Genomic DNA, 26283 nt, shown 5'->3' with positions numbered 1-26283 from the left:
CGTGACCGCTTCCGCCCCTCCCGTGCGCCGCATCGCCCACCTCGACATGGATGCTTTCTATGCCTCCGTCGAACTGCTGCGCTACCCCCAGCTCAAGGGCCTGCCGGTGGTCATCGGCGGCGGCCGGCGCAAGGTCGACGAAGCCATCCGCGACCTGCCCGAAGGCCGCACGCTGGCCGACATTCCGGTGGACGCCTTCCCGCGGCTGAAGGACTACACCGGCCGCGGCGTGATCACCACCGCCACCTACCCGGCGCGGCAGTTCGGCGTCGGCTCGGCGATGGGGCTGATGAAGGCCGCCAAGCTGTGCCCGCAGGCCATCATCCTGCCGGTGGACTTCGACCAGTACCGCAGCTATTCGCGGCAGTTCAAGCAGATCATCCTGGACATCGCGCCGGTCATGCAGGACCGGGGCGTGGACGAGGTCTACATCGACTTCACCGAGGTGCCCGGCGGCCAGCGCGAAGGCGGCCGCGTGCTGGCGCGGCTCATCCAGAAATCGATCTTCGACGCGACCGGGCTCACCTGCTCCATCGGCGTGGCGCCCAACAAGCTCATCGCCAAGATGGCGAGCGAGTTCGACAAGCCCAACGGCATCTCGATCGTGTACGAGGGCGACCTGCAGACGCGCATCTGGCCGCTGCCGGCGCGCAAGGTCAACGGCATCGGCCCCAAGGCCGACGCCAAGCTCGAGCGCTTCGGGCTGCGCACCGTGGGGGACATCGCCGCGCAAGACCGCGACTGGCTGATCGCGAACTTCGGCAAGGCGACCGGCGCCTGGATGCACGAGGTGTCGTGGGGCCGCGACGACCGGCCGGTGGTGACCGAGAGCGAGCCGGTGTCGATGAGCCGCGAGACCACCTTCGACCGCGACCTGCACGCGGTGCGCGACCGCGCCGAACTGGGCACCATCTTCACGCACCTGTGCGAGAAGGTGGCCGAAGACCTGCAGCGCAAGGGCTACGTCGGCAAGACCATCGGCATCAAGCTGCGCTACGACGACTTCAAGATCGCGACGCGCGACCAGACCATCGACCGCTTCACCGCCGACGGCAAGACCATCCGCCAGACGGCCGGCCAGTGCTTGAAGCGCGTGCCGCTGGAGCGCCCGCTGCGGTTGATCGGCGTGCGCGTGGGCGCGCTGGTGCGGGCCGACAGCCCGGAGGCCACGGCACCGGCGACGAGCGCGCCGCGCGCCCGCACGCCGTCCGACGCGGCAGCGCTGACGGCGTCGCTGTTTTGAGGCACCGGGTGCGCCGTGGTCTTTGCTGGATCGCAGGCGCATGGCTCGCGCTGGTTGCGCTGGCGGGCTCGTATGTCGGCGTCGCCGCCGCGCTGATGCTGTGGCCCGCGAACGCCCGGGCACCGGCCGAGCCGGTGCGCATCGAGGCCTACGTCCTGAGCAACGGCGTGCACACCGACCTGGTCTTCCCCGTGCGCAGCGCGGCCATCGACTGGCGCGCGCTGTTCGCCCCGCGCGACGCGAAGGCGCCACCGCCCGACGCCGAATTCGTCGCCATCGGCTGGGGCGACCGCGACTTCTACCTGCACACCCCCACCTGGGCCGATCTCACGCTGCGCCGCGCCGTCGGGGCCCTGTTCGGCGCCAACGCATCGCTGCTGCACGTGACCTGGCTCACCCGCGCGCAACTGCGCCAGGGCGCCTACGCGATGCCGCTGTCGCAACGGCAGTACCTTGAATTGGTGGCCCATGTGCGCGACAGCCTGCCGGGCGGCCGGGCCGTCGCCCTGCCCGGCGCCGGCTACGGGCCGGACGATGCCTTCTACGAGGCCGCGGGCAGCTACCACCTCTTCGAGACCTGCAACACCTGGACCGGCCGCGGCCTGCGCCGCGCGGGCGTCCCGGTGAGCCGCTGGACGCCCTTCGACTTCAACGTGGTCGGCCAGTTGCGGCCGGCCCAGCCCGCGGAGTGATTCAGCGCGGCAGCGCAGGCACGCCGCCCTGCCACTGCGGCCAGTTGCCGACGATATGGTCGACCACCCGGGTGCCGACCAGGGCGATGTTGTCCACCGTCTCGGCAAAGCCGCCGGCCGTCTCGCCCGGTGCGGGGTCCAGGTGCGCCAGCGTGCTTTCGTTCGGGTTGCCCTGGTCGAAGTTGACCGCGCCGCGCAGGCTCATCACCCGATCGGTGCCGTGCGTGCGCTTGATCACCAGCGTGATCGCGGCAGCTTCCATCTCGGTGATGACGTAGTCGTCGGCACCGTAGAGCTTGGCGATGTACTGCGCCTGCTTCGACATGCCGGGGCCGTGGAAGAAGGTGTCGCCCGTCATGTGCGTGCCGGTACCGACGAAGGGCGCGCGGCGCGCCGCCGCGTCGGGGTAGCGCAGGCGGTATTTGCGGGCACTGTCGGAATCCTTCAGCGGCGTGTCGGCCGAGAGCTTCATGGCCCATCCCACCAGCGCCGGGTTGAGCTGGAAGCGGCGGTACGCCTCGTAGCCCTTGCGCGGCATGAAGGTCGGCTCGCCGGCCTTGTTCTCCTCCGGCGCCCAGCGGTGGCCCAGGTCGTAGTCGACCAGCCAGGTCGCCCAGTTCACCTCGCCGATGGTGCCGCGCTGCGGCGGCGTGCCGGCCACGCCGGAGATCACGTAGTAGGCCTGCGAGAAGTCGAACGCCGGGTTCAGCAGGATCGCCTGCATCGACGAGGACGAATTCACCTTGCCCATGCCGAGCACGGCGCCGCACACGCCGTCGGCGTTGCAGTACACCGGCTGCAGCGCGCCGGGCACGGTGATGGGCGTGGCGCCCTTCCAGTAGCGCTCGTACCAGTGCTGGAACTCGCCGGCGCGGTCGCCGGTGTTCTGGCCGATCTCGAACATGGCGGCAACGAACACCTTGACGCGGATCGGTGCGGCGGTGGCGACAGGGGCGACGGCGGCGACGGGCGCCGTGGAGGTGGCACAGCCAGTGGCCAGCACCGCCGTGAGGCCGAGCGCGAGCCAACGCGCGTGGAAGTGGGAAGCAAGTGACATGGAAACGCTTTCTGAAAAATGGACGGTGCGGCGATGGTGAAGGGCACGGCACGCACCCGCGGGATTTTCGGCGACTTGCAGCCGACCATGGGCCGCCCCCGCCCCCCGGTGCGACGGCGGCCCGAGGACCGCGACGCTCAGCCTCTCAGCCCGGCGCGAGCGGCAAACGCACGCTGTCGTGCTCGATGGTCAGCACATAGCCGAGGTCTTCGGCCAGCGACTGCAATGCGATGGCATCGATCGCCAGCTTGCGCGGCGCGCGGTGCGCGCCGGCCACCGGGTCGGTCGTGGCGGGCGCGCGCGCGGCCACGCGCAGCAGCAGGGCTGCATCGCCGTCGGGCACCACGGTGATGGCGCCGACATCGGGTGGCGTGTCGTGGAGGTAGCCCAGCGCGCCGAGCATCAGGTAGCGCAGCGATGCGCCCGAGGGCCATGTCGGGGCATTCGGGTCGGTATCGACGGTGAGGGCCTCGTCCACCTGCAGACGAACACCGTGCAGGTCGAATGCGGCACGCATCAGGCCGACGCATTGCACCACCAGGCCGCGCCGTGTGATGCCTTCGTCGTCGGTGGCGAGTTCCCAGTCGCGCAGCGAGCGCACCGCGCTCACCAGTTCGGCGATCTGGTGGTCGATCAGCGCGACGCGCTCCTCGCACGCCACCATGTCGATGGTGGGCGCGGCGACCTGGCGCCTGAGCATCAGCAGGCCCATGCGCATCACCGAGACCGGCGCGGCCATGTCGTGGCGCAGCGCGGGCAAGGCGCGCGTGAGCAACTCGTGGCGCACGCCCGCGGCGATCCAGCTGCGCGCGCCGGGCGACGCCTTCATGAGGCGGCGGAAGATCGGTGGCCGGCCCGCTCGAGGATGCGATCGAGGGCGTCGAAGTCGATCGGTTTCTGGAGATGGTGGTCGAACAGACCCGCCTCCGAGGCACCTGCGTCCTGCGAAGACAGCCCGGTCACGGCCACCAGCAGCGGCGGGTGCGTGCCCGCGCGCAGGCGTCGCGCGACCTCGGTGCCGGGCAGGTCCGGCAGCGTGATGTCGACCAGCGCCACATCGAACATCTCTCCGGCACAGGCTTCGAGCGCCTGCGCGCCGGAGTAGGTGCACCGGGCCGTGTGGTCCTGCAGAGAAAGCAGTTCCTGCAGCAGATCAGCGGCTGCTTCGTTGTCGTCGACGATCAACACGTTCACGTTCGGAGGTCCCTGGACACAAAAAAGACAAGTATCGAGGGGCCGGACGCCACGCGATGTAGGCGCAAGCCTACTGTCGCGCGGTCCGCGTGTTCGGTGGCAGGGCCTGCGGCCAGCTGGCGCGGAACGGATTGATGTCCAGACCGCCGCGGCGCGTGTAGCGCGCGTACACGCTCAGCTGGGTGGGCCGGCAACGGCGCCAGATGTCCCAGAACATGCGCTCGGCGCACGGCTCGTGGAATTCGTTGTGGTTGCGGAAGCTGACGATGTAGGCCAGCAGACCGGCCTGGTCGATGGGCGGCCCGCTGTAGCGCACCTGCACGCTGCCCCAGTCGGGCTGGCCGGTGACCAGGCAATTGCTCTTGAGCAGCCGGCTGGTCAGCGTTTCCTCGACCGGCGGCAGGCTCGCGTCGCTGCGCAGCAATTCCGGCGCCGGCTGGTAATGCGTGCACTCGATGTCGAGACGGTCGAGGTCGAGGCCGTCGAGTTCTTCCACCGCCTCGCGCGCGAAGGCCTGTGGCGACAGCAGCTTCACGCCGATGCCGCCGCTGCGCTCGCCGCCGCGCCAGGCGGCTTCGGCCAGATCGGCCTTCAGGCGTTCACGCACGGCATCGGCGTCGGCGAAGACGCTGCTGTTGAAGCTGTTGAGGTAGAGCTTGAAAGACTTGCTCTCGATGATGTTGGGCGTTTCGCAGGGCACGGTGAAGTGCGCCACCGCGACCTGCGGCTTGCCGCGCGGGTTGAGCCAGCTCAGCTCGGAGGCGGTCCAGAGGTCGGCGCCGAAGAAGGGCAAGGCAGCGTCGGCGATGCCGATGGCGGCGCGCTGGGTGGCACGGGCGATGGGGAACAGCAGCGTCGGGTCGTACCGGTCGGCGTAGGCCGAGGCGCGGCCCAATTGCGACTGTTCGGGGGTGTTGTCGAGGCTCATCGGGGTGTTTCTACGCGGTACGGGACTTTTCCGCCGCCTTCAGGAAAGGAACCATCTGCGGCAGCAGGATTTCGGCGAGCTGCGGCGTCAGGTCGTGGCCCATGCCGGGAATGGCGACGAACTGCGCGCCGGGAATGCGGCGCACCGTGTCCTGCCCGCAGGCGATGGGCACCAGCGGATCGACGTCGCCGTGGATCACCAGCGTCGGGCTGGTGATGCGCGCCAGCAGCTTCGCGCGGCCGGTGTCGGCCGCCACGGCGGCGATCTGGCGCATCACGCCCTGGGGCCGGTAGGCGCGACGCATGGCGACGGTGAGTCGCTCGCGCAGCACGGCGTCGTCCGGCGGATAGAACGGGCCGGCGATGAGCCGCACGAGGCGCATGCTGTGCGCCACCAGCGACGCCTCGTCGCGCTTCGCGGGGCGCCGCATCATCAGCGCGACCACGTCGCTGCGCGGCCCGGGCAGGCCGCGCGCGCCGCTGGAGCTCATCAGGCTCACCAGGCTGGTCACGCGTTCCGGCACGGTGGCGGCCACGCGCTGGGCGATCATGCCCCCCATCGAGGCGCCCAGGACGTGCGCGCGGCGGATGCCCAGGGCGTCGAGCACGCCGATCGCGTCGTTCGCCATGTCCTGCAATCCGTAGGCCGACTGCACCGGCAGGCCGAAGCGGTAACGCAGCCCCTGCCAGAACAGGTTGCGGGTGCCGGCCTCGTCGAACTGGGTGCTCAGGCCGGCGTCGCGGTTGTCGAAGCGCACCACGCGGAAGCCGGCGCGAACCAGCCCCTTCACGAAGTTGTCCGGCCACGCGATGAGCTGCATGTTGACGCCCATGATGAGCAGCACCACGGGCCGGCCTGCGCCCCCCGTGTCCTCGACCTCGATCTCGATGCCGTTGGCCTGGACCCTCATCGGCGCGGCGTCATGTGAACTCGCGCTCGCGCAGCCATTTGGTCGCCACCCATTTCTCGCCGGCCAGCACCGGCGCGCCGCCATGCAGCGTGCGCGTGCCCGGGTCAGGCCGCTCGTAGCTGAAGAAGACGGCGGTGCCGCGCTTGGGCGCGACCTCCAGGCCGATGTCGGGGAAGACGGTGCCGCCGCCGCGCTCGGGCTCCTGCAGGTACATCACCAGGGTGCCCACGCGCTGGCCGCCGCGCCGCAGGATGGTCGGCGTGCCGGGCTCGGCGGGGTCGAAGTAGTCGTAGTGCGGGCGGTACTGCGCACCGGGCGCGTAGCGCAGCACCTGCAGGCCTTCGCCGAAGGCCAGCGGCCAGCGCAGCAGGTGCGCGATGCGCTGCTCGATGCGGGCGACGATCTCGTTCTCGCCGCGCTCGAAGAACATGCCGTCGCTGGTGCGGTCGACGTTCAGGGTTTCGCCGCCGGTCTGCGTCTCGACGGTGAGCGAACGGGCCAGCCGCTTGGCCGCGGCGGCGACCAGCGCCTCGCATTCGTCGTCGGCCAGCAGGTCGCCGAAGACCACGACGCGCGGATGCGTGACCGTGTGCAGCACATGCACCCGGCGGTCGCCCGCATCCAGGTAGAGCGGCGAGCCTTCGAGGTCGGGGCCGGGCATCGGCCGGACCGGCATCGGCGCGGCGGGCGACGCGGGCGAACCGGCGCCCCGTTCGATGTCGGCCAGGGCCGCGTCGGTGGCGGCGTCCTGCCAGCCGGCGGCGCGCATCGACTGGCGCAGCGCCGCCACGGAATGGCCCGCAGCGAGCTGCGACACGAGCCAGCTGCGCAGTTCGGGGGTCACCGGTTGCGTCATGCCGTTCTCCTTCGAAACACCAGCCTTTCCGGCAGCGAAGCCGCTGCATCGAAGGCATAGCCCTCCAGGTCGAACTTCTCCAGCGCCTTGGGGGTGGCCGCCTGGTGCAGCACGGCCCAGCGGGCCATCAGGCCGCGGGCGCGCTTGGCGAAGAAGCTGACGATCTTGTACTGGCCGGCCTTCCACTCCTGGAAGACGCACTCGACCACGCGCGCCTTGAGCACGCGCTGATCGACCGCCTTGAAGTACTCCTGCGAGGCGAGATTGATCACCACCGGCGTGCGGTCGGCCACCAGGCGCTGGTTGAGATGGTCGGCGATGCGCGTGCCCCAGAAGGCGTAGAGGTCCTTGCCGTGCGGGTTGGCCAGCTGCGTGCCCATTTCCAGACGGTAGGGCTGGAGGCGGTCGAGCGGACGCAGCACGCCGTACAGGCCGCTCAGGATGCAGACGTGGTCCTGCGCCCATTCGAGCTGCGAGCGGGTCATGGACTTGGCGTCGAGCCCGCCGTACACGTCGCCGTCGAAGGCCAGCGCGGCCTGGCGAGCGTTCTTCGCGGTGCCCTTGGGCGACCAGGCGGCGTAGCGGGAGAAATTGAGCGTCGACAGCTTGTCCGAGAGGTGCATGAGTTCGGCGATCTGCTGCGGCGACTTCTGGCGCATCAGTGCGATCAGTTCGGCGGCCGGTCCCTTGGCGCCCTCGAACACGGGCTGGGTGGCGGGCAGGTCGTCGGGGAGCGGGCTGTCGTAGTCGAGCGACTTGGCGGGCGAGAGCAGGAAGAGCATGGCGGCAATTATGGGCATGGCGCGTGAAGGGGCCCGGCCATGCCCCCAGGTGGGCCGGCTAAAATTGAAGGCTTCCCATCCTGTCCGCAGCGGCACCCGCGAGGTGCCGTTCGCCCTTCCGAAGCACGCCATGAGCGAACCCACCTCCCAGCCACTCCAGCCATCCCAGCCCGGCCTCGAGAGCCTGTCCAAATCCTTCGAACCCGCCGCCATCGAGGCGCACTGGGGGCCGGAGTGGGAACAGCGTGGCTACGCCAAGGCCGGCTTCCGTGGCACGCAGCAGCCCAAGGAGGGCGCCGATTCGTTCGCCATCCAGCTGCCGCCGCCGAACGTGACCGGCACGCTGCACATGGGCCATGCGTTCAACCAGACGATCATGGACAGCCTCACGCGCTACCACCGCATGAAGGGCGACAACACGCTGTGGTTGCCGGGCACCGACCACGCCGGCATCGCCACGCAGATCGTGGTGGAGCGCCAGCTGCAGGAGCAGAAGATCAGCCGCCACGACATGGGCCCAACGCCCGCCGAGGCGCGCAAGAACTTCGTCGCCAAGGTGTGGGAGTGGAAGGAGAAGTCGGGCAACACCATCACCGGCCAGATGCGCCGCATGGGCGACACGGTCGACTGGAGCCGCGAGTACTTCACGATGGACGAGGACCTCTCGGCCGTCGTCACCGACACCTTCGTCAAGCTCTACGACGAAGGACTCATCTACCGCGGCAAGCGCCTGGGCAACTGGGACCCGGTGCTCAAGACCTCGGTGAGCGACCTGGAAGTCGAGAGCGAGGAAGAAGACGGCTCGCTCTGGCACATCGCCTACCCGCTGGAAGACGGCAGCGGCACGCTGGTGGTGGCCACCACGCGCCCCGAAACCATGCTGGGCGACACGGCCGTGATGGTCCACCCGGAAGACGAGCGCTACCAACACCTGGTCGGCCAGAACGTGAAGCTGCCGCTGGTCGACCGCCTGATCCCGATCATCGCGGACGACTACGTCGACAAGGCCTTCGGCACCGGCGTCGTGAAGGTCACGCCCGCCCATGACTACAACGACTACGCCGTCGGCCAGCGCCACCAGCTGCCGATGATCGGCGTGCTGACGCTCGACGCGACCATCAACGACAACGCGCCCGAGAAGTACCGCGGCATGGACCGCTTCGTGGCCCGCAAGGCGATCGTCGCCGACCTCGACGCGCTCGGCCTGCTGGTCGAGGTCAAGAAGCACAAGCTGATGGTGCCGCGCTGCGCCCGCAGCGGCGCAGTGGTCGAGCCGATGCTGACCGATCAGTGGTACGTGGCCATGACCAAGGCCGGCGCCGACGGCAGCTCGATCGCGCAGAAGGCCATCGACGTGGTGAAGTCAGGCGAAGTGCGCTTCGTGCCCGAGAACTGGGTCAATACCTACAACCACTGGATGGAGAACATCCAGGACTGGACCATCTCGCGCCAGCTCTGGTGGGGCCACCAGATCCCGGCCTGGTACGACGAGGACGGCAAGGTCTATGTCGCCCACGACGAAGCCGAAGCACAAGCCAAGGCGCCAGGCAAGACGCTGCGCCGCGACGAGGACGTGCTCGACACCTGGTACTCGGCGGCGCTGGTGCCCTTCTCGTCCCTCGGCTGGCCCGAGCAGACCGACGACCTGGCGCGCTACCTGCCGTCGAACGTGCTGGTCACCGGCTACGACATCATCTTCTTCTGGGTGGCCCGGATGATCATGATGACCAAGCACTTCACCGGCAAGGTGCCGTTCAAGGACGTCTACATCCACGGCCTGGTGCGCGACGCGCAGGGCAAGAAGATGAGCAAGTCCGAAGGCAATGTGCTCGATCCGGTCGACCTGATCGACGGCATCGCGCTGCCCGAATTGCTCGAAAAGCGCTCACAGGGCCTGCGCAAGCCCGAGACCGCGCCTGCGGTGCGCAAGAACACGCAGAAGGAATTCCCCGACGGCATCCCGGCCTTCGGCGCCGACGCCCTGCGCTTCACCTTCGCGTCCCTGGCCTCGCTGGGGCGCAGCATCAACTTCGACAGCAAGCGCTGCGAGGGCTACCGCAACTTCTGCAACAAGCTCTGGAACGCCACGCGCTTCGTGCTGATGAACTGCGAAGGGCAGGACTGCGGGCTGATGGAGCACACCAAGGCCGAGTGCGCGCCCGGTGGCCCGGCCCATGGCTACATGCAGTTCAGTCAGGCCGATCGCTGGATCGCCTCGCGCCTGCAGCGCGTCGAGGCCGAGGTCGCCAAGGGCTTCGAGGACTACCGGCTCGACAACGTGGCCACCTCGATCTACCAGTTCGCCTGGGACGAGTTCTGCGACTGGTACCTGGAAATCGCCAAGGTGCAGATCCAGACCGGCACCGACGCGCAGCAGCGCGCCACCCGCCGCACGCTGATCCGCACGCTGGAAACCCTGCTGCGCCTGGCGCACCCGGTGATTCCGTTCATCACGGAAGAACTCTGGCAGAAGGTCGCCCCGGTGGCGGGGCGCGACGGCGCATCGATCATGATCGCGGCCTATCCGCAGAGCCAGCCGGAGAAGATCGACGAGGCCGCCGAGGCCCACGTCGCGCGCCTGAAGGCCCTGGTCGACGCCTGCCGCACGCTGCGTGGCGAAATGAACGTGTCGCCGGCCACGCGCCTGCCGCTGTACGCGGTGGCGGACGATGCCGCCGACAGCGCCTTCCTGCGCGAGGCGGCGCCGGTGTTGCAGGCGCTGGCCAAGCTCAAGGAAGTGCGCGTGTTCGACGACGAGGCGGCGTGGGCGGCGGCGGCCGAAGCGGCCCCGGTGGCCGTGGTCGGCGCCTCGCGCCTGTGCCTGCACATGGAAATCGACAAGGCCGCGGAAAAAGTCCGAATCGGCAAGGAGATTGCCCGGATCGAGGGAGAGATAACAAAAGTTAACGGCAAGCTCGGCACCGAGGCCTTCGTGGCAAAGGCGCCGCCCGCGGTGATCGCCCAGGAACGTCAGCGGCTGGCGGATTTCACCGCACTGGCCGCGCGCCTGGCCGATCAGCTTATGCGCCTCGGCTGACACACCGGGGGCGCGTGATCCACGTACCATTCCGTATTCACTTTCCCCTGTCTATCCAATGTCCAATACCACGCGCATCCGCAAAGCCGTTTTCCCCGTGGCCGGTTTCGGCACCCGCTTCCTGCCCGCCACCAAGGCCCAGCCGAAGGAAATGCTGCCGGTGGTGGACAAGCCGCTGATCCAGTACGCCGTCGAGGAAGCCTATGCCGCCGGCATCCGCGACATGATCTTCGTCACCGGCCGCAACAAGCGCGCGATCGAAGACCACTACGACACCGCCTACGAACTGGAAAGCCAGCTCGAGGCCAGCGGCAAGACCGCTCTGTTGAACATCGCGCGCTCGGTGATGCCCGACGACATGACGGTGTCCTACGTGCGCCAGCCGCGCATGCTGGGCCTGGGCCACGCGGTGCTGTGCGCCGAGCACCTGGTGGGCAACGAGCCCTTCGCCGTGCTGCTGGCCGACGACCTGATGGTCGGCCCGGTCGGCGGTCAGCCGGTGATGGCGCAGATGACCGCCGCCTTCGCCCAACTGGGCCGTTCGCTGCTGGCCGTGCAGGAAGTGCCGCTCGACCAGGTCAAGCGCTACGGCATCGTGGCCGGCGACACCATCGACGAAGGCCTGATCAAGGTCAACAAGATGGTCGAGAAGCCGTCACCCGAGCAGGCGCCTTCGCGCCTGGGCGTGGCCGGCCGCTACGTGCTCACGCCGGGCGTGTTCGCCGAGATCCGCAACCAGCCCAAGGGCGCGGGCGGCGAGATCCAGCTGACCGACGGCATCGCCGCGCTGATGAAGAAGGAAGCCGTCTACGCCTATGCCTACAAGGGCACGCGCTACGACTGCGGCAGCAAGGAAGGCTTCCTGCAGGCCACGGTCGAACTGGCACTGGCCCACCCCGAGGTGGGGGCCCAGTTCCGCGAATACCTCAAGACCCTGGCGCTCTGAGCGAGGCCTCGGCCAGCGGCAACACGAACCCGGCCAGTTCCTGGTCGGTGATCGGCGTGAGCGACAGGCCGAAACCGGCATTCAGACGCGACACCAGCGACTGTGCCCACAACGCGTTGTAGGCCAGGCCTGCATGGTGGTCCTCCATCATCGCGTGGTTCGGGCCGTCTCCGGCCGTGTTCGTCACGCGCAGCGTGCCGCCGATGGTGACCGTCCGGTAGACCGGCATGCCGTCGGGCGGGCGCGAGCCCCAGCGTTCCAGGACCCAGGCCTGATCGTCGAAAAACAGGGTGTTCGGCTGCGCTTCGGTCAGCTGCCGCAGTGCGCCGTTGAGGCGGCCCAGCGCCTTCTCGATGTTCCCGAACTCGAGGCCGCTGCGCCAGCGGTCGAAGTACAGCGGGTCGGAGGCCTCGTTCACCACGCCCACCACGACGACGCGGGTGGCCGGGTGCGAGGCGTGGATGAGGCGGATGGCATCGCCGATGTGCTTCACGCAGCCATCGATCACCGGCTGCAGTTCCGGCGCGTCCGGGTCCTTGGCCTGCAGTTCCATGAACTGCGACCACTCGCCCAGCCCGGTGCGGATCACCACCACGCCCCGGCGCCAGCGTTCGGGCTCGCGGTCCATCAGCGCGACCAGGCGCGGCGCCTGCCGGAACTTGCCTTCCATCAGCTCCTTGCAGCCCATCGCCGAGAAGGCGAAGTTGTAGAGGTAGTCTTCCTTGCGCGGCGCGCGGCCGACCGGAAGGTGGAGCAGGTCGAGCACCCGGACCATCACGCCCGATCGACCCCAGGTCACCCACGGGCCGAGGTCGATCTCCTTGCCGCGCAGCCGCGCCAGCACCTCGACCCAGTTGAAGCTGCGCTCCTGGTTGACGCCGCCGCGCTCACCCGATTCGACCGAGAAGTTCAGTCGGTCCTGGTAGGCATGGCTGTTCGAGTCGCCCATGACGGCCATCGGAATGGCCTGGGGTGGAACCACGCGGTGGGCCGCCGCGTCGGGCACGCCGTTGTCCCACAGCATCAGGGCTGCGGCGGCGGCCAGGCCGAGAACGATGAAGGCGATCTGCACGACCATTCTCATGGGCGAGCCTCGGCCACAGAGCACCGGATTGGCAACGATGGAACGAGGGGCCGGCTCACGGGGTGTGTCACCGGCGCCGCAGGATGTGGATGTACTCCGTGCCGACGGTCTGCTGCTCGACCAGGTCGTTGCCGGTCTGGCGGGCGAAGGCCTGGAAGTCGCGCAGCGAACCGGCATCGGTCGACACCACCCGCAGCAGCTGGCCGCTCTGCATGTCGTTGAGCGAGCGCTTCGCCTTCAGGATCGGCAACGGGCAATTGAGCCCGCGCGTGTCGAGTTCTTGGTGGATGTGCATGGCGTTCCTGGAATCAGCGGAAAGAAGGTTCAAGCGGTCGGGGCCGCCGGGCGCGGCCACTCGACGAATTCGGGCGCATGGCCGCGGCTGCGCAGCCAGTCCGCCAATGCATAGCCCGTGCCCGCGGGCCAGCACTTGAGCGCCGGCAGGTCGTACAGCCGGTAGTCGACCAGTTCGGGCGACAGGGCCACCTCGCCGTCCGCCACCACGTGGTAGGCGATGATCACCTGGTTCATGCGCTGGAAGTCGTAGACGCCCACGAGCGTCACCGCGCTCGCGTCGAGGTTCGTCTCTTCCTTCACCTCGCGCGCGATGCCGCCCTGCGGTGTTTCGCCCGCCTCCATGAAGCCGGTGATGAGCGCATACATCTTGTGCTGCCACGCGGCGTTGCGTGCCAGGAGCACCTGCCCGCGGTACTCGACGATGGCGGCGAGCACCGGCGTCGGGTTGTTCCAGTGCGTCCAGTCGCAGGCCGGGCAGCGCAGGCGCGTCGTCGGGCCGCTGTCTTCGACGAGTTCGATGTGCGCGAGCGGCGTCGCGCAGGCCGGGCAGAAGGTGGGCTGGAACACGGTCGGGTCAGGCGGAAAACATCAGGCAGGAAAGACGCCGGTCGAGAGGTAGCGGTCGCCCCGGTCGCACACGACGAAGACGATGGTCGCGTTCTCCACCGTCCTGGCGATCTGCAGGGAAGCCCACAGCGCGCCGGCCGCCGAGATGCCGCCGAAGATGCCCTCCTCGCGCGCCAGGCGCCGCGCCATCTCCTCGGCATCGTCCTGGCTGACGTTCACCACCTGGTCGACCCGGCTCGGGTCGTAGATCTTGGGGAGGTATTCCTGCGGCCACTTGCGGATGCCCGGGATGCGCGAGCCCTCTTCCGGCTGCGCGCCGACGATCTGGATCGCCGGATTCTTTTCCTTCAGGAAGCGCGACACGCCGGTGATGGTGCCGGTGGTGCCCATGGCGCTCACGAAGTGCGTGACCTTGCCCTGCGTGTCGGCCCAGATCTCGGGGCCGGTCGTCTCGTAGTGGATGCGCGGGTTGTCGGGGTTGGCGAACTGGTCGAGCACCCGGCCCTTGCCCTGCACGACCATTTGGTCGGCCAGGTCGCGGGCGTATTCCATGCCGCCGCTCTTGGGCGTGAGCACGAGTTCGGCGCCGAAGGCCTTCATGGTCTGGGCGCGCTCGACGGACAGGTCCTCCGGCATGATCAGCACCATGCGGTAGCCCTTGATGGCCGCGGCCATCGCCAGCGCGATGCCGGTGTTGCCCGAGGTGGCCTCGATCAGCGTGTCGCCCGGCTTGATCTCGCCGCGCTCCTCGGCGCGCCGGATCATCGACAGCGCCGGACGGTCCTTCACCGAACCCGCCGGATTGTTGCCCTCGAGCTTGCCGAGGATCACGTTGCCACGTTGCGCGTTCTCGGTCGCGTCGATGCGCTGCAGGGCGACGAGCGGCGTCTTGCCGATCGCGTCTTCGATGGTCGGGTACTTCATGGCGAGCACTGTGCCATAATTTTCGGCTGCACTCTTCCCGTGCCCGGGTGGTGAAATTGGTAGACGCAGGGGACTCAAAATCCCCCGCCGCAAGGCGTGCCGGTTCGATTCCGGCCCCGGGCACCATCGGCGAACGCCGATGCACAGAGGGGTGGCCTGCTGCGCCAGCACTGTGCGGCCTTCGATCCGGTGCTTTCCCGCCTATCGCAGGCTGGCCCAGGCCGTGACGCGCTGCCAGGCCGACGTCATGAAGTTGTTGGCGTGGCGACGGCGGGGCGCCATTTGCGCCGCATGGCGACGCCGGACCACCGATTCGAGCGCGTCCGCCACCAGCCCCGCATTGAGGTCGCCGCGGACGCACTGACGGCGCAAGCCGACCGCGATCTGGCCAAGATCCTCGACGCTCAGGTGCGTCATGCGCAAGTCGGGAGTCCGCGATGGGTTGGAAAAAGTGTTGCCGTGTGCCATGTAATCAATTGTGTTTAATTTTGGCTCGAGCCGCAAGGTAAAACCGCACACTTTAGTTTACATCTTACAACCAATGGGTTAACAATCCGGGCGCGCCGTCGGGCATGCCGAGATGGCAACGCACATCCTGAGCGGAAGTGCCCACTTCAGCCACCGCCGAACGCAAGCGGTACTCGTCGACACCGAGCGTGTCGAGCCAGTATTCGAGCGCCTGACGCTGGGTGACATCGATCGAAGTCGTCGCCGCGGCGCCAACGGCGTGGGTCGGTTCGTGCATGGTCGGTTCTCCAGTGGGCAAAGCGCGCAAGCCTTGCTGGCGCCCGTCGTGGGCGCTGCCGGACAACACCGCATCGCCGCGCAAGCGGGTGGCCTGACAGATCGGCGCCCGCAGCGGGAGGCAGCCGTTGCCTGGATCAAACGCATCGAGGGCAGCATGAATACATTCTGTTGCCAGCCCTCGGCGACGCCGTGACAATGCATTGACCTTTCATGACGCTCACCGCCCACGCCCTCGCCTACTACGAACGCACGGCCTGCTCGGCGCAGTGGCTCGCGTTCAACCGTTCCCTGGCGATCGAGTTGAGCGCCGGCCTGCCACCGGAAGAGAACCGCCGGCTGTTCGCCCGCATCGGCGCACGCGTGGCGCAGCAGTTGCCGCTGGCACGCTGCGACACGCTGGAGGCGCTCGAAGGCGCTTTCAACGCGCGCTGGGAAGCCATCGGCTGGGGCTTCGCCCGCCTGGAGGAAGGCGCCGAAACGCTGTCGATCACCCACGCCTGCAGCCCGCTCGGCGTGGCTTTCGGTGCCGACGCGGCGGGCTGGACCCGCGGTTTTCTCGAAGGGGCCTACCAGACCTGGTTCCAGGCGCAAGGCAGCCCGGTGGGGCTGCGCGTGCAGGCGGTGGCCGACGACGAAGAGAGCGCCGGCACGCAGGTGCGGCTGGCACTCGGGAAGTTCGCCGAATGAAGCGGGCCAAAGCGCAGCAGGAAGACGTCGCGGGGCTGTTCCGCAAGTTCGGCGGCGACGCCGCGGCGTACAAGGAGTTCGCGCCTCTGGAGATGCCGGCCGCGCCAGCGCCGGTCGCCACGCCGCCGTCGACGCAACAGCATCCTGTGGCACCGGCACCGGCGCCCGAACCACCCGCGGTCGCCCTCGCCGCCGAGCCGCCGCCGCTCGCGACCGACGAGGCGCCGGCTGCCCCTGCGGCGCCGCGCGCGCTCGATCGGCTGTTCGCGCGGCTCGATGCCTGCCCGCCCGCCCCAGCGTCCGCAGCCCGCGGCCTGATGGCGCACTGGCGCACTCCGGGCTGATGCCGGTGATCCCGGTGGCCGCGCGGCGCCCGATGGCGCCGGCTTTTCCTTCCGCACAGGTGCACCCATGACATCCCACGCCCCAGCCTCGGCCGACACCCCGCTGCTCGGCCGCCTCCCCTGGCTGCGCGCCGTCGCCTGGGCCGTGACGGCGGTGCTGATGGTGGCGCTGATCATCGCGCCGCTCACGCTGGACCAGCAGCTCACGCTGTCGGTCGCCATCTTCATCGCCGCGCTCGTGATCAACCGCTTCGGCGGGCGCTTCGCGACGCTGGCGATGATCTTCCTGTCGGTGATCGCGTCGTCCCGCTACATGTACTGGCGCCTGACCGAGACGATGGTGATGGACAACCCGCTCGACCTGGTACTGGGCGTCGGGCTGCTGATGGCGGAGCTGTACGCCTTCATCGTGCTGCTGCTGGGCTACGTCCAGACCGCCTGGCCGCTGGAGCGCAAGCCGGTCGCGATGCCCGACGACGTCGCGCAGTGGCCCACGGTCGACCTGTTCATCCCGACCTACAACGAGCCGCTGTCGGTGGTGCGCGCCACGGTGCTGGCCGCGCAGTCGATCGACTGGCCGCGCGACAAGCTGAAGATCTTCGTGCTCGACGACGGCCGGCGCGAGGAGTTCCGCGTGTTCTGCGAGGCGGTGGGCGTGAGCCACGTCACCCGCGACAACAACCGCCATGCCAAGGCCGGCAACATCAACGCGGCGCTCAAGCACACCACCGGCGAATTCATCGCGATCTTCGACTGCGACCACATCCCCACGCGCTCCTTCCTGCAGATCGCCATGGGCTGGTTCGGCAAGGACCCGAAGCTGGGCATGGTGCAGACGCCGCACTACTTCTTCTCGGCCGACCCCTTCGAGAAGAACCTCGGCACCTTCGGCACCGTGCCCAACGAGGGCGAGCTGTTCTACGGCCTGATCCAGGACGGCAACGACCTCTGGAACGCGACCTTCTTCTGCGGCTCCTGCGCGGTGCTGCGCCGCACGATCTGCGAAGAGGTCGGCGGCATCGCGGTCGAGACGGTGACCGAAGACGCCCACACCGCCCTCAAGATGCACCGGCTGGGCTACAACACCGCCTACCTCGCGCTGCCGCAGGCGGCGGGCCTGGCGACCGAAAGCCTCTCGGGCCACGTCGGCCAGCGCATCCGCTGGGCGCGCGGCATGGCGCAGATCTTCCGCATCGACAACCCGCTGTTCGGCCGCGGGCTGCAGTGGGCGCAGCGCCTGTGCTACGTCAACGCGATGCTGCACTTTTTGTACGGCCTGCCGCGCCTGATCTATCTGACGGCACCCCTGGCCTACCTGTTCTTCGGCGCCAGCGTGATCCACGCGTCGGCCTCGATGATCTTCGCCTACGCGCTGCCGCACATCTTCCACGCCAACCTCACCAACAGCCGCATCCAGGGGCGCTTCCGCTACCTGTTCTGGAACGAGGTGTACGAGGCGGTGCTGGCCTGGTACATCTTCCGGCCCACGCTGGTGGCGCTGATCAACCCCAAGCTCGGCAGCTTCAACGTGACGGCCAAGGGCGGCCTGATCCAGGAAGAGTATTTCGACACCTCGATCGCCAAGGCCAGCCTGTTCCTGCTGGCGCTCAACTTCCTGGGCGTGGTGGCCGGCCTGTGGCGCCTGACCTGGGTCGACGCCGACAACATCGCCACGGTCTGGCTCAACCTGGCCTGGACCTTCTACAACCTGGTGATCCTGGGCGCCTGCGTGGCGGCGGCCAACGAGACGCGGCAATTGCGCAACGCACACCGCATCGCGCTGCAGATTCCGGCCACGCTGTACCTGCCCGACGGCCAGGCGCTCAAGGGCCAGACCTCCGACTTCTCGACGGGTGGCCTCGGGCTCGACCTGCCGGCCGACCTGTCGCTGGCGCAGGACGCGCCGCTCGAGGTGGCGCTGTACCGCGGCGAAGCGGAGTTCCGCTTTCCCGCCACCGTGCGCTTCAGCCGCGGCAAGCGGATGGGTCTGGCCTTCGCGCCGCTGAGCTTCGAGCAGGAGCGCGCGCTGGTGCAATGCACGACCGCCCGCGCCGACATCTGGGCCGCACGCTGGGGCAACCACCCGCGTGCCGCCGTGCACCGCGTGATCGGGCACATCGCGCGCATCAGCGCGGTCGGCTTCAAGGACATGTTCGCCCACTACTACCGTGCCGGCCTGCGCAAGCTGCGCCCGGCCCCTCCCCGCTCGCCGCAGGCCGCCGTCGGCGCCAAGGAACCCACCTGATGATGCAGGCCGATTTCGCCCGTTGTTCCTCGATGCCGCCGCACCTGATGCGTGCCACCGCGGTGCTGGTGGCCCTACTGGCCTGGGCCGGCAGCGCCGCCGACCCGGCCGCGGCGCAGGCCCCCGCCGTGGCACCGCCCGCTTCGGCGCCGGTCGCGGCCACCGCACCGGCGGGCACGGCCCGCGAATTCACGCTGACCCAGCTCGGGCTCGACTACGCGATCCAGCTGCGCGGCGTGAGCGGCACCGTCGGCATCCCGTTCAGCGTGCGCGCGGACGAGCTGGTCACCGGCGCCGGCCTGCGGCTGAACTACGCCTATTCGCCGGCGCTGATCCCCGAGCTGTCGCACCTCAAGGTGAGCGTGAACGACGTGCTGGTGTCGACGATCGCGCTGCCACGCGAGGGCGCCGGCAAGCCGCAGACCGCCGACATCACCATCGACCGCCGCCTGGTCACCGACTTCAACCGCATCAACGTCGAGCTGGTCGGCCACTACACGCGCGAATGCGAAGACCCGCTGCACAGCAGCCTGTGGGCCAAAGTCGACGCGTCCAGCACGCTGCGGCTGAACGTCGTGCCTCTGAAGACGGCGAGCGATCTCGCCTTGCTGCCGCAGCCCTTCTTCGACCGGCGCGACATGCGCCGCGCGAGCATCCCCTTCGTCTTCGGCGGCACGCCGTCGTCGACCACGCTCGAGGTGGCGGGCATCGTCTCGTCGTGGTTCGGCGCGCTCGCGGGCTACCGCGGCGCGATCTTCCCGGTGTCGAACGACGCCCTGCCCGCAGCCAACGCCGTGGTGTTCGCCACGCCCGAGACGGCCATCCCCGGCCTCACGCTGCCGGCCATCGCCGGACCGACGCTCACGGTCATCGACCACCCGCAGGACGCCACGCGCAAGCTGCTGCTGCTGATGGGCCGCAACCCCGGCGAACTGCGCAGCGCCGCCACCGCGCTCACGCTGAACGCGCGCACCTTCACCGGCAACAGCGTCACCATCCCGAGCCTGCAGGACATCCCCGCGCGCAAGCCCTACGACGCGCCGCGCTGGATCGCGAGCGACCGCCCGGTGCAGCTCGGCGAGCTGACGCAGGCGGCCGACCTCAACGTGAGCGGCTATTCGCCGGACGTGGTCAAGGTCAACCTGCAGATGCCGCCGGACCTGTTCACCTGGCGCTCGCACGGCATTCCGCTCGACCTGCACTACCGCTACACGCCGCGGGTGCACAACGACCAGTCCACGCTCAACGTGAGCGTCGACGACACCTTCATCGGCTCGCTGCCGCTGCGCACCGCCAACCCGGGCGGCGACCACTGGTGGAACCCGCTCGCGACCCGGCTGCTGCCCGACGGCGTGATCGCCCAGCGGCGCGAGGTGCTGCTGCCGCCGCTGGCGCTGGCCTCGCGCAGCCAGCTGCGCCTGCACTACTACTTCCAGCCCGCGGCCGGCAACTGCCAGACGCTGCTGGACAACGTGCGCGGCGCCATCGACCCGACGTCGACCCTCGACATCTCGACGTTCCCGCACTACATGGCGATGCCCGAGCTGGCCGCCTATGCCAACAGCGGCTTCCCCTTCACGCGCCTGGCCGACCTGGCCGAAACGGCGGTGGTGCTGCCCGACCAGCCCGGTGCCGCCGACGCAGAAACCTACCTCGCGCTGCTGGGCCAGCTCGGCCATGCCACCGGCTATCCGGCACTGCGCGTGGCCGTGACCCGCGCGGCCAACGTGTCGCAGCACGCCGACCGCGACCTGCTCGTCATCGGCAGCCTGCAGAACCAGCCGCTCTTCACCGAGTGGGCCGCGCGCATGCCGCTGCAGCGCAAGGGCACGTCGACGTCGCAGACCTTCAGCCTGGGCGAGTGGGTCGACGACAACCTGCCCCTCATCACCGGCACGCGCCAGCGCAAGGACTTGCCGACCACGGTGCAGATGACCGTCGCCGAAGACGGCAGCGACGCGGTGCTGGCGGGCTTCGAGTCGCCGCTGCACGCCGGCCGCAGCGTGGTCGCGGTGGTGAGCAACGCGGCCTCGCAGCCTTCGCTGCTCCATGCGCTCATGACGCCCGAGCTGCTGCAGCGCATCCAGGGCAGCACCGCCATCGTGCGCGGTGCGCAGGTCAACAGCCTGCTGGCCGGCGACAGCTACTACGTCGGCCGCCTGCCGCCGTGGGCCTGGCTGCAATGGAACCTTTCGCGCAGCCCGCTGCTGCTGGCCGGCGCTGCACTGCTGGTGGCGCTGCTGGGCGCGGCCGCGGCCTACGCCAGCCTGCAGGCGCGCGCACGAAAGCGACTGCGGCCATGACGATCCGACGACGCGACGCGCTCGCCGCGGCCCTGCTCGGGCCCGCGCTCTCGGCGTTGCCCGCACACGCGCAGACCTCGCTGGGCGGCTGCATGCCGATGGGCGACTGGACCAGCTTCGCCGCGCGGCACATCCAGCCCGACGGCCGCGTGATCGATTTCGACACGCCGCAGCAGCATTCGACCTCCGAAGGGCAGTCGTACGCGATGTTCTTCGCGCTGGTGCACGACGACCGCCGTAACTTCGAACGCGTGCTGGCCTGGACCGAAGGCAACCTGAGTGGCGGCAGCCTGGCGCAGCGCCTGCCGGCCTGGCAGTGGGGCCGCAAGACCGAAGGCGGCTGGGGCGTGCTCGACCCGAACCCGGCCTCCGACGCCGACCTGTGGATCGCCTACGCCCTGCTCGAGGCCGCCCGCCTGTGGGACGATCCGCGCTACCGCACGCTGGGCCGCGCCCTGCTCGCGCTGGTGGTGCGCGAGGAAGTCATGGTGCTGCCCGGCCTCGGCCGCATGCTGCTGCCCTGGCCGAAGTCGGTCGCCAAGGGGCCGGTCTGGCGGCTCAACGCGAGCTACCTGCCGCTGCAGTTGCTGCGCCGCTTCCAGCAGGAAGAACCCACCGGGCCGTGGAACGAGATCGCGACCAACACCGTGCGCATGATCGGCGCGACCGCACCGCAGGGCTTCGCGCCCGACTGGTGCGGCTGGTCGACCGAACAGAAGGCCTTCGTCGTCGACCCCGAGAAGGGCGCGACCGGCAGCTACGACGCGATCCGCGTCTACCTCTGGGCCGGCATGCTCCATCCGCAGGAACCGGCGCGCGCGGCGCTGCTGAAGTCGCTGTACGGCCCGCGCCGCGTGGTCGAGACATCGCAGCCGCCACCCGAGTACGTCGATACCGGCACCGGCGTCACGCGCGGCAACGGCCCCGCGGGCTTCAGCGGTGCGCTGCTGCCCTACCTGAAAGCGCAGGACGCGACCGCTGCCCTCACCGCCCAACTCGCGCGCATCCCGGTCGACCTCGGCGGCACCGCGCCGGCCGGCCCGAAGCCGCTGCCCTATTACGAACGCATGCTGCTGCTCTTCGCCCAAGGCTGGCTCGACGGCCGCTACGCCTTCACGAAGACCGGCGCGCTGCAACCCCAATGGAGACCCGCATGCCCATCCACCCGGACCGCCTGACGCGCGGCGCAACGCCTTCGCCGCGCCCGCCCGGCGCGCGGCGGCCCACGGCCGGCCAGTGGATCGCGCGCCTGGGTATCGTGAGCGCCTTGTGCGCCAGCGGCCCGCTGTGGGCGCAGAACGACGCCAGCGCCGCGCTGATCGAGCAAGGCAACTACTGGCAGGGCATGGGCCGTGCCGACCTCGCCGAAGAGAGCTGGCGCAAGCTGCTGCGCGTCGACCCGAACTCGGCCGATGCGCTCTACGGCATGTCGCAGGTCGAGCTCTCCCGCAGCAAGCCCGACGCAGCCCGCGAATGGATCGGCCGCCTGCGCACCGCGCACCCGACCGACGCCCGCCTGGCGCGCTTCCAGCAGGGCGCGCAGCAGGCCGGCGGCCCGCAGACCGACCTGCAGCGCGCACGCGCCGCGGCCCAGGCCGGCCGCAGCGCCGAGGCCATCCAGCTCTACCGCGCGATCTTCGACAACCGGCCGCCGCCGGAACCGCTGGCGGTCGAGTACTACCAGTTGCTCGGCGGCACGCCGCAGGGATGGGACGACGGCCGGCGCGGGCTCGAACAGCTCGTCAAGGACAAGCCCGACAACCTCAACTACAGGCTGGCGCTGGCGCAGCTGCAGACCTACCGCGAGCCCTCGCGGCGCGAAGGCATCCGCACGCTGGCCGATCTGTCGAAGCGGCCCGGCGTGGGCGCCGCTGCCCGCGCGAGCTGGCGGCAGGCGCTGATCTGGCTCGACGCGCGCGCGCCCGATACGCCGCTGTACGAGGCCTACCTCGACGGCCAGAGCGACCCGGCCGTCACCGCGCGGCTTGAGAGCCTGACCAAGGCCGAAGCTGCCGCCACGCCCGCGTCGCCGGCGGCCCAGCCGCTCGGCGAGGGCTACCGCGCGCTCGACCGCGGCGACACGACCACCGCCGAGGCGCGCTTCCAGCAGGCGCTGCGGGTGCAGCCCGGCGACTCGGAAGCGCTCGGCGGCATGGGCCTCATCCGGCTGCGCCAGGAACGCTTCGCGCAGGCGCAGGACTACCTCGAGCAGGCCAGCCGCACGGGCGGGCGCAAGTGGGCCTCGGCCCTGCAGAGCGCCACCTACTGGAACCTGGTCGGCCAGGCCAACACGGCGCGCGACCGCAACGACCCGACAGCCGCGCAGGCGCTGCTGGAGCGCGCGGTGCGGCTCGATGCGCGCGAACCGGTCGGCCAAATCGCGCTGGCCGACCTCCGTGCGGCCCAGGGTGAACTGCCGACCGCCGAGCAGGGCTACAAGCGCGTGCTGGAAGCCAAGCCGAGCGACGCGCAGGCGCTGCGCGGGCTCATCAACGTCTACACGCGGCAGGGCCGTGCCGAGGAAGCCCTGGCGTTGTCGCAGAAGCTCACGCCCGAGCAGGCCGCGCAGATCGGCGGGCTGCAGAACGTGCGCGTCGAGCAGACCCGCGCCCTGGCGCGCCAGCAGAACGAGCGCGGCGACACCGCCGGCGCCCAGCGCACGCTGGAAGACGCGATGCTCGCCAACCCCGACAGCCCGTGGCTGCGGCTCGACCTGGCCAACATCTACCGCCGCCAGGGCCTGATGCCGCAGGCGCGCGGCGTGATGGACGGCCTGCTGATGTCGCAGCCCGACATGCCCGACGCGCTCTACGCGAGCGCGCTGCTGGCCTCCGACGCCGGCGACCCGGTGGCAGGCCTGCAGTACCTCGAAAAGGTGCCCGCCGCGGCCCGCACGCGCGACATGACGCAGCTGCAGCGCAAGCTGTGGGCGCAGGGCCAGACGCAGCAGGCGATCGCGCTCGCGCGCCAGGGCCAGCCGGCGGTGGCGCGCAACGTGCTGCAGCAGACCGAGGCGACGCTGGGCCGCGACATGCCAGCCGAAATGTGGGGCGAGCTCGCCACCGCGTACGCCGAGATCGGCGACGCGCCGCGCGCGCTGGCGATGAGCCGGCAACTGCTCTCGCGCGGCCCCAACCCGAGCATCGGCGACCGGCTGCTGTACGCGTCGATCCTGATGAAGACGAAGCAGGACGTGGAACTCACGGCCGTGCTGCGCCAGCTGCAGGCCACGCAGATGACCGCCTCGCAGCGCAGCGACTTCGACAACCTGCGCACCGCCTGGAGCCTGCGGCAGGCCGACGCGCTGCGCGAGATGGGCAACCTCGAGGCCGCCTACAACGCGCTGGCGCCGGTGCTGGCCGAACGGCCGAACGACCCCGGCGTGATGGCCGCGCTGGCGCGGCTCTATTCCGCGGCGCGCGACGAGCGCCAGGCGCTGGCGCTGTACCAGCGCATCCTGCAACGCAGCCCGACGGACCTCGACACGCTGCTGGCCGCCGCCGCCAGCGCCAGCGCGCTGAAGGAACACGGCGACGCCGAGGCCTACGTGCTGGCCGCGCTCAAGCAGGCGCCCGACCAGTCGCGCACGCTGGCCGCGGCCGGCCGCGTGTACCGCAACGCGGGCGACAACGGCCGCGCCGAGCAGTACCTGCGCGCCGCCGTCATGGCCGAGAACCGGCTCGCGAGCGGCCAGGCCCGCACCCCCGCGCCCGGCGCCGCGCCGGCACCGGCGGCCAACCCCTTCGCCGGCATGACCGGCGGCGCGCCCTCGGCGGCGATGGTGCTGGGCGGTGCGATGCAGCCGGTGGCGCTGCCGGTATCGCCGCCCGTCCAGGCCGCGTACCCGGCCGCGACGCAGCCGGCGCCCGCCACCTACGGCAACGTCAACGCGCCCGCCGGCACCGCAGGCCTGCCGTGGGCCGACACGTCGACGCGTGTGCCGGCGCAGGTCGCCGGCGGCACGGCGGCCCGACGCAACAACACCACCGCCGCGAACCGCGGCGCCCCGGCGGCAGCCGTGCCGGCTTTCGCTGCAGTGCCCTTCTCGCCCCAGCCTTCGGCCGCACCGGGCACGCTGGCCGGCGGCTATCCGCTGCCGGTTCCGGGCAGCAGCGGCAACAACGAGCCATTCGCCGCCGGAAGCGACAGCACCTGGCGCGGCGGCCTGCGCAATGCGTCGCAGCCCGTCAGCCCCCTGCAGTCGGAGCTGCAGGCGCTGGAAGTCGACCGCAGCCCGTCGCTCAGCGCGGGCACCGTCTACCGCAACCGCGCCGGCGAGAGCGGCCTCAGCCGCCTGACCGACCTGCAGGTGCCGGTACAGGCCCGCATCCCGGTCGGCGAGGGCAAGATGGTGGTGAGCGCCACGCCGACCGTGATCGACGCCGGCAAGGTGTCGGGCGACTACGGCACCCGCAGCCGCTTCGGCGACGGGCCGGCAGGCGCGCTCACGGACGCGCAGCGCAGCGCGCCGGGCTCGCAGAACGCCAGCGGCGTCGGCCTGGCGGTCGGCTACGAAGGCAAGAACCTGAACGCCAGCGTGGGCACCACGCCGCTGGGCTTCCAGGAGACCAACGTGATCGGCAGCGTGAGCTACGGCGGCGCCGTCACCGACACCCTGTCGCTCAAGGGCGAACTCTCGCGCCGCCCGATCACCGACAGCCTGCTGTCCTTCGCGGGCACCAAGGACCCGGTGAGCGGCGAGAAGTGGGGCGGCGTGGTCGCCAGCGGCGGCCGCATGGACGTGACGCGCGACGACGGCACCTACGGCCTGTACGGCTACGGCGGCTACCACGTGCTCACCGGCCTGAACGTGGCGGACAACAACCGCGCCGAAGTCGGCGGCGGGATGTACATGCACATCCTGCGCGGCACTGGGTCGAACCTCACGGCCGGCATGAACATCGGGCTGATGCACTACGACAAGAACCTGAGCTACTTCACCTTCGGGCAGGGCGGCTACTTCAGCCCGCAACGCTACGTGAGCGTGGCCTTCCCGGTGGACTGGAGCGGCCGGGCCAACCGGCTCTCGTGGCGCGTCAACGCATCGCTCGGCGTGCAGTCGTTCACCCAGAACGACTCGCCCTACTTCCCCACCGATGCGGTGCGGCAGAACGCGAGCTACGGCGCGGCGGGACAGGCCGCCGGCGCGAACCTCACGAACGCGGGCTACAACGGCATGTACGCGGGCAGCACCGAGACCGGCCTGGCCTACAACTTCGCAGGCGCGGTCGAATACCAGCTGGCACCGCAGCTCTACCTGGGCGGGGCACTCGGCCTGAACAACGCGCAGAACTACCGGCAGCTGACCGGCAGCATCTACCTGCGCTACCTGTTCGGCGGCTCGGGCATCCTGGGCAATGCGTCGGCGACGCCGGGCCTGAACCCGTTCAATTCGCCCTACACGCCGCTGCTCTGATCGGCGCCCGCGGTGCGGGCCCGG

23 protein-coding genes and 1 tRNA gene are annotated in these 26283 nt (G+C 70.0%); 11 read left to right on the top strand and 13 right to left on the bottom strand.

Features of this window, described 5'->3' with window-relative positions; all coding sequences use genetic code 11:
• The first annotated feature begins 46 nt into the window (after positions 1 to 46).
• The gene (locus tag N8A90_RS00435) at positions 47 to 1243 is read left to right on the top strand and encodes a Y-family DNA polymerase (RefSeq protein ID WP_262073126.1); all 1197 of its coding nucleotides are present in this window, start codon (positions 47 to 49) and stop codon (positions 1241 to 1243) included.
• Positions 1244 to 1251: 8 nt separating this feature from the next.
• Entirely contained in the window at positions 1252 to 1935 is a 684-nt protein-coding gene (locus N8A90_RS00430; RefSeq protein ID WP_262072676.1) for a TIGR02117 family protein, read from the top strand.
• Position 1936: 1 nt separating this feature from the next.
• Here the strand turns inward: N8A90_RS00430 and N8A90_RS00425 are convergent, their stop codons facing one another.
• From N8A90_RS00425 to yaaA, 7 genes are all read right to left on the bottom strand, one after another.
• A complete protein-coding gene (locus N8A90_RS00425; protein WP_262072675.1) occupies positions 1937 to 2992 on the bottom strand; it encodes a purine-nucleoside phosphorylase in 1056 nt (351 codons plus the stop codon).
• A 145-nt stretch (positions 2993 to 3137) separates the two neighbouring features.
• On the bottom strand, positions 3138 to 3821 hold the full coding sequence (locus N8A90_RS00420; protein WP_262072674.1) for a hypothetical protein: 684 nt from the start codon (positions 3819 to 3821) through the stop codon (positions 3138 to 3140).
• Positions 3818 to 4186 (bottom strand): response regulator, encoded by a 369-nt coding sequence (locus tag N8A90_RS00415; protein ID WP_262072673.1) that lies wholly within the window; start codon positions 4184 to 4186, stop codon positions 3818 to 3820. Before N8A90_RS00415 ends, N8A90_RS00420 begins: the two co-directional genes overlap by 4 nt.
• 70 nt (positions 4187 to 4256) lie before the next feature.
• On the bottom strand, positions 4257 to 5114 hold the full coding sequence (queF, locus tag N8A90_RS00410; protein ID WP_262072672.1) for an NADPH-dependent 7-cyano-7-deazaguanine reductase QueF: 858 nt from the start codon (positions 5112 to 5114) through the stop codon (positions 4257 to 4259).
• A gap of 10 nt (positions 5115 to 5124) precedes the next feature.
• Complete coding sequence (locus N8A90_RS00405) at positions 5125 to 6024, bottom strand: alpha/beta fold hydrolase (protein WP_262072671.1); 900 nt, start codon at positions 6022 to 6024, stop codon at positions 5125 to 5127.
• Positions 6025 to 6034: 10 nt separating this feature from the next.
• Entirely contained in the window at positions 6035 to 6880 is an 846-nt protein-coding gene (locus N8A90_RS00400) for a 2OG-Fe(II) oxygenase (protein WP_262072670.1), read from the bottom strand.
• Complete coding sequence (gene yaaA / locus N8A90_RS00395; protein WP_262072669.1) at positions 6877 to 7662, bottom strand: peroxide stress protein YaaA; 786 nt, start codon at positions 7660 to 7662, stop codon at positions 6877 to 6879. The genes N8A90_RS00400 and yaaA overlap by 4 nt, the downstream gene beginning before the upstream one ends.
• A gap of 130 nt (positions 7663 to 7792) precedes the next feature.
• Here yaaA and N8A90_RS00390 point away from each other — a divergent pair, with 130 nt between their 5' ends.
• Positions 7793 to 10699 (top strand): valine--tRNA ligase, encoded by a 2907-nt coding sequence (locus tag N8A90_RS00390; protein WP_262072668.1) that lies wholly within the window; start codon positions 7793 to 7795, stop codon positions 10697 to 10699.
• Positions 10700 to 10757: 58 nt separating this feature from the next.
• Complete coding sequence (gene galU, locus N8A90_RS00385; protein WP_262072667.1) at positions 10758 to 11645, top strand: UTP--glucose-1-phosphate uridylyltransferase GalU; 888 nt, start codon at positions 10758 to 10760, stop codon at positions 11643 to 11645.
• On the opposite strand, the gene N8A90_RS00380 is transcribed toward galU, so the two are convergent.
• The 4 genes from N8A90_RS00380 to cysM all read right to left on the bottom strand — a co-directional run bounded on the left by N8A90_RS00380 (position 11626) and on the right by cysM (position 14517).
• Positions 11626 to 12729, bottom strand: a complete 1104-nt coding sequence (locus N8A90_RS00380) for an SGNH/GDSL hydrolase family protein (protein WP_262072666.1) — start codon at positions 12727 to 12729, stop codon at positions 11626 to 11628. The genes galU and N8A90_RS00380 overlap by 20 nt on opposite strands.
• Positions 12730 to 12796: 67 nt before the next feature.
• Positions 12797 to 13024, bottom strand: a complete 228-nt coding sequence (locus tag N8A90_RS00375; protein ID WP_262072665.1) for a sulfurtransferase TusA family protein — start codon at positions 13022 to 13024, stop codon at positions 12797 to 12799.
• Positions 13025 to 13053: 29 nt separating this feature from the next.
• Positions 13054 to 13593 (bottom strand): NUDIX domain-containing protein, encoded by a 540-nt coding sequence (locus tag N8A90_RS00370; protein WP_262072664.1) that lies wholly within the window; start codon positions 13591 to 13593, stop codon positions 13054 to 13056.
• Positions 13594 to 13614: 21 nt separating this feature from the next.
• On the bottom strand, positions 13615 to 14517 hold the full coding sequence (gene cysM / locus N8A90_RS00365) for a cysteine synthase CysM (RefSeq protein ID WP_262072663.1): 903 nt from the start codon (positions 14515 to 14517) through the stop codon (positions 13615 to 13617).
• Between the two features lie 41 nt (positions 14518 to 14558).
• On the opposite strand from cysM, the gene N8A90_RS00360 reads away from it, so the two are divergent.
• Positions 14559 to 14643, top strand: a tRNA-Leu gene (locus tag N8A90_RS00360).
• A 75-nt stretch (positions 14644 to 14718) separates the two neighbouring features.
• On the opposite strand, the gene N8A90_RS00355 is transcribed toward N8A90_RS00360, so the two are convergent.
• Both N8A90_RS00355 and N8A90_RS00350 read right to left on the bottom strand, forming a co-directional pair.
• Positions 14719 to 14934 (bottom strand): hypothetical protein, encoded by a 216-nt coding sequence (locus N8A90_RS00355; protein WP_262072662.1) that lies wholly within the window; start codon positions 14932 to 14934, stop codon positions 14719 to 14721.
• A 115-nt stretch (positions 14935 to 15049) separates the two neighbouring features.
• Positions 15050 to 15262 carry a DUF3606 domain-containing protein gene (locus N8A90_RS00350; RefSeq protein ID WP_262072661.1) on the bottom strand — a complete coding sequence of 71 codons (213 nt, stop codon included), beginning with the start codon at positions 15260 to 15262 and terminating at the stop codon, positions 15050 to 15052.
• Positions 15263 to 15474: 212 nt separating this feature from the next.
• Here N8A90_RS00350 and bcsD point away from each other — a divergent pair, with 212 nt between their 5' ends.
• The 6 genes from bcsD (at position 15475) to N8A90_RS00320 (ending at position 26259) form a co-directional block, all read left to right on the top strand.
• On the top strand, positions 15475 to 15951 hold the full coding sequence (gene bcsD, locus N8A90_RS00345) for a cellulose biosynthesis protein BcsD (protein ID WP_262072660.1): 477 nt from the start codon (positions 15475 to 15477) through the stop codon (positions 15949 to 15951).
• The gene (locus tag N8A90_RS00340) at positions 15948 to 16295 is read left to right on the top strand and encodes a hypothetical protein (protein ID WP_262072659.1); all 348 of its coding nucleotides are present in this window, start codon (positions 15948 to 15950) and stop codon (positions 16293 to 16295) included. Before bcsD ends, N8A90_RS00340 begins: the two co-directional genes overlap by 4 nt.
• 67 nt (positions 16296 to 16362) lie before the next feature.
• A complete protein-coding gene (gene bcsA / locus N8A90_RS00335) occupies positions 16363 to 18540 on the top strand; it encodes a UDP-forming cellulose synthase catalytic subunit (RefSeq protein ID WP_262072658.1) in 2178 nt (725 codons plus the stop codon).
• Entirely contained in the window at positions 18540 to 20843 is a 2304-nt protein-coding gene (gene bcsB, locus N8A90_RS00330; protein ID WP_262072657.1) for a cellulose biosynthesis cyclic di-GMP-binding regulatory protein BcsB, read from the top strand. Before bcsA ends, bcsB begins: the two co-directional genes overlap by 1 nt.
• Positions 20840 to 22021 carry a cellulose synthase complex periplasmic endoglucanase BcsZ gene (gene bcsZ, locus N8A90_RS00325; protein ID WP_262072656.1) on the top strand — a complete coding sequence of 394 codons (1182 nt, stop codon included), beginning with the start codon at positions 20840 to 20842 and terminating at the stop codon, positions 22019 to 22021. Before bcsB ends, bcsZ begins: the two co-directional genes overlap by 4 nt.
• Entirely contained in the window at positions 21997 to 26259 is a 4263-nt protein-coding gene (locus N8A90_RS00320; RefSeq protein WP_262072655.1) for a cellulose biosynthesis protein BcsC, read from the top strand. Before bcsZ ends, N8A90_RS00320 begins: the two co-directional genes overlap by 25 nt.
• Positions 26260 to 26283: the final 24 nt, after the last annotated feature.

This window comes from Variovorax sp. N23 (assembly GCF_025486315.1).
Lineage (GTDB): Bacteria > Pseudomonadota > Gammaproteobacteria > Burkholderiales > Burkholderiaceae_C > Variovorax.
This window is presented reverse-complemented; position numbering and strand designations above follow the sequence as displayed.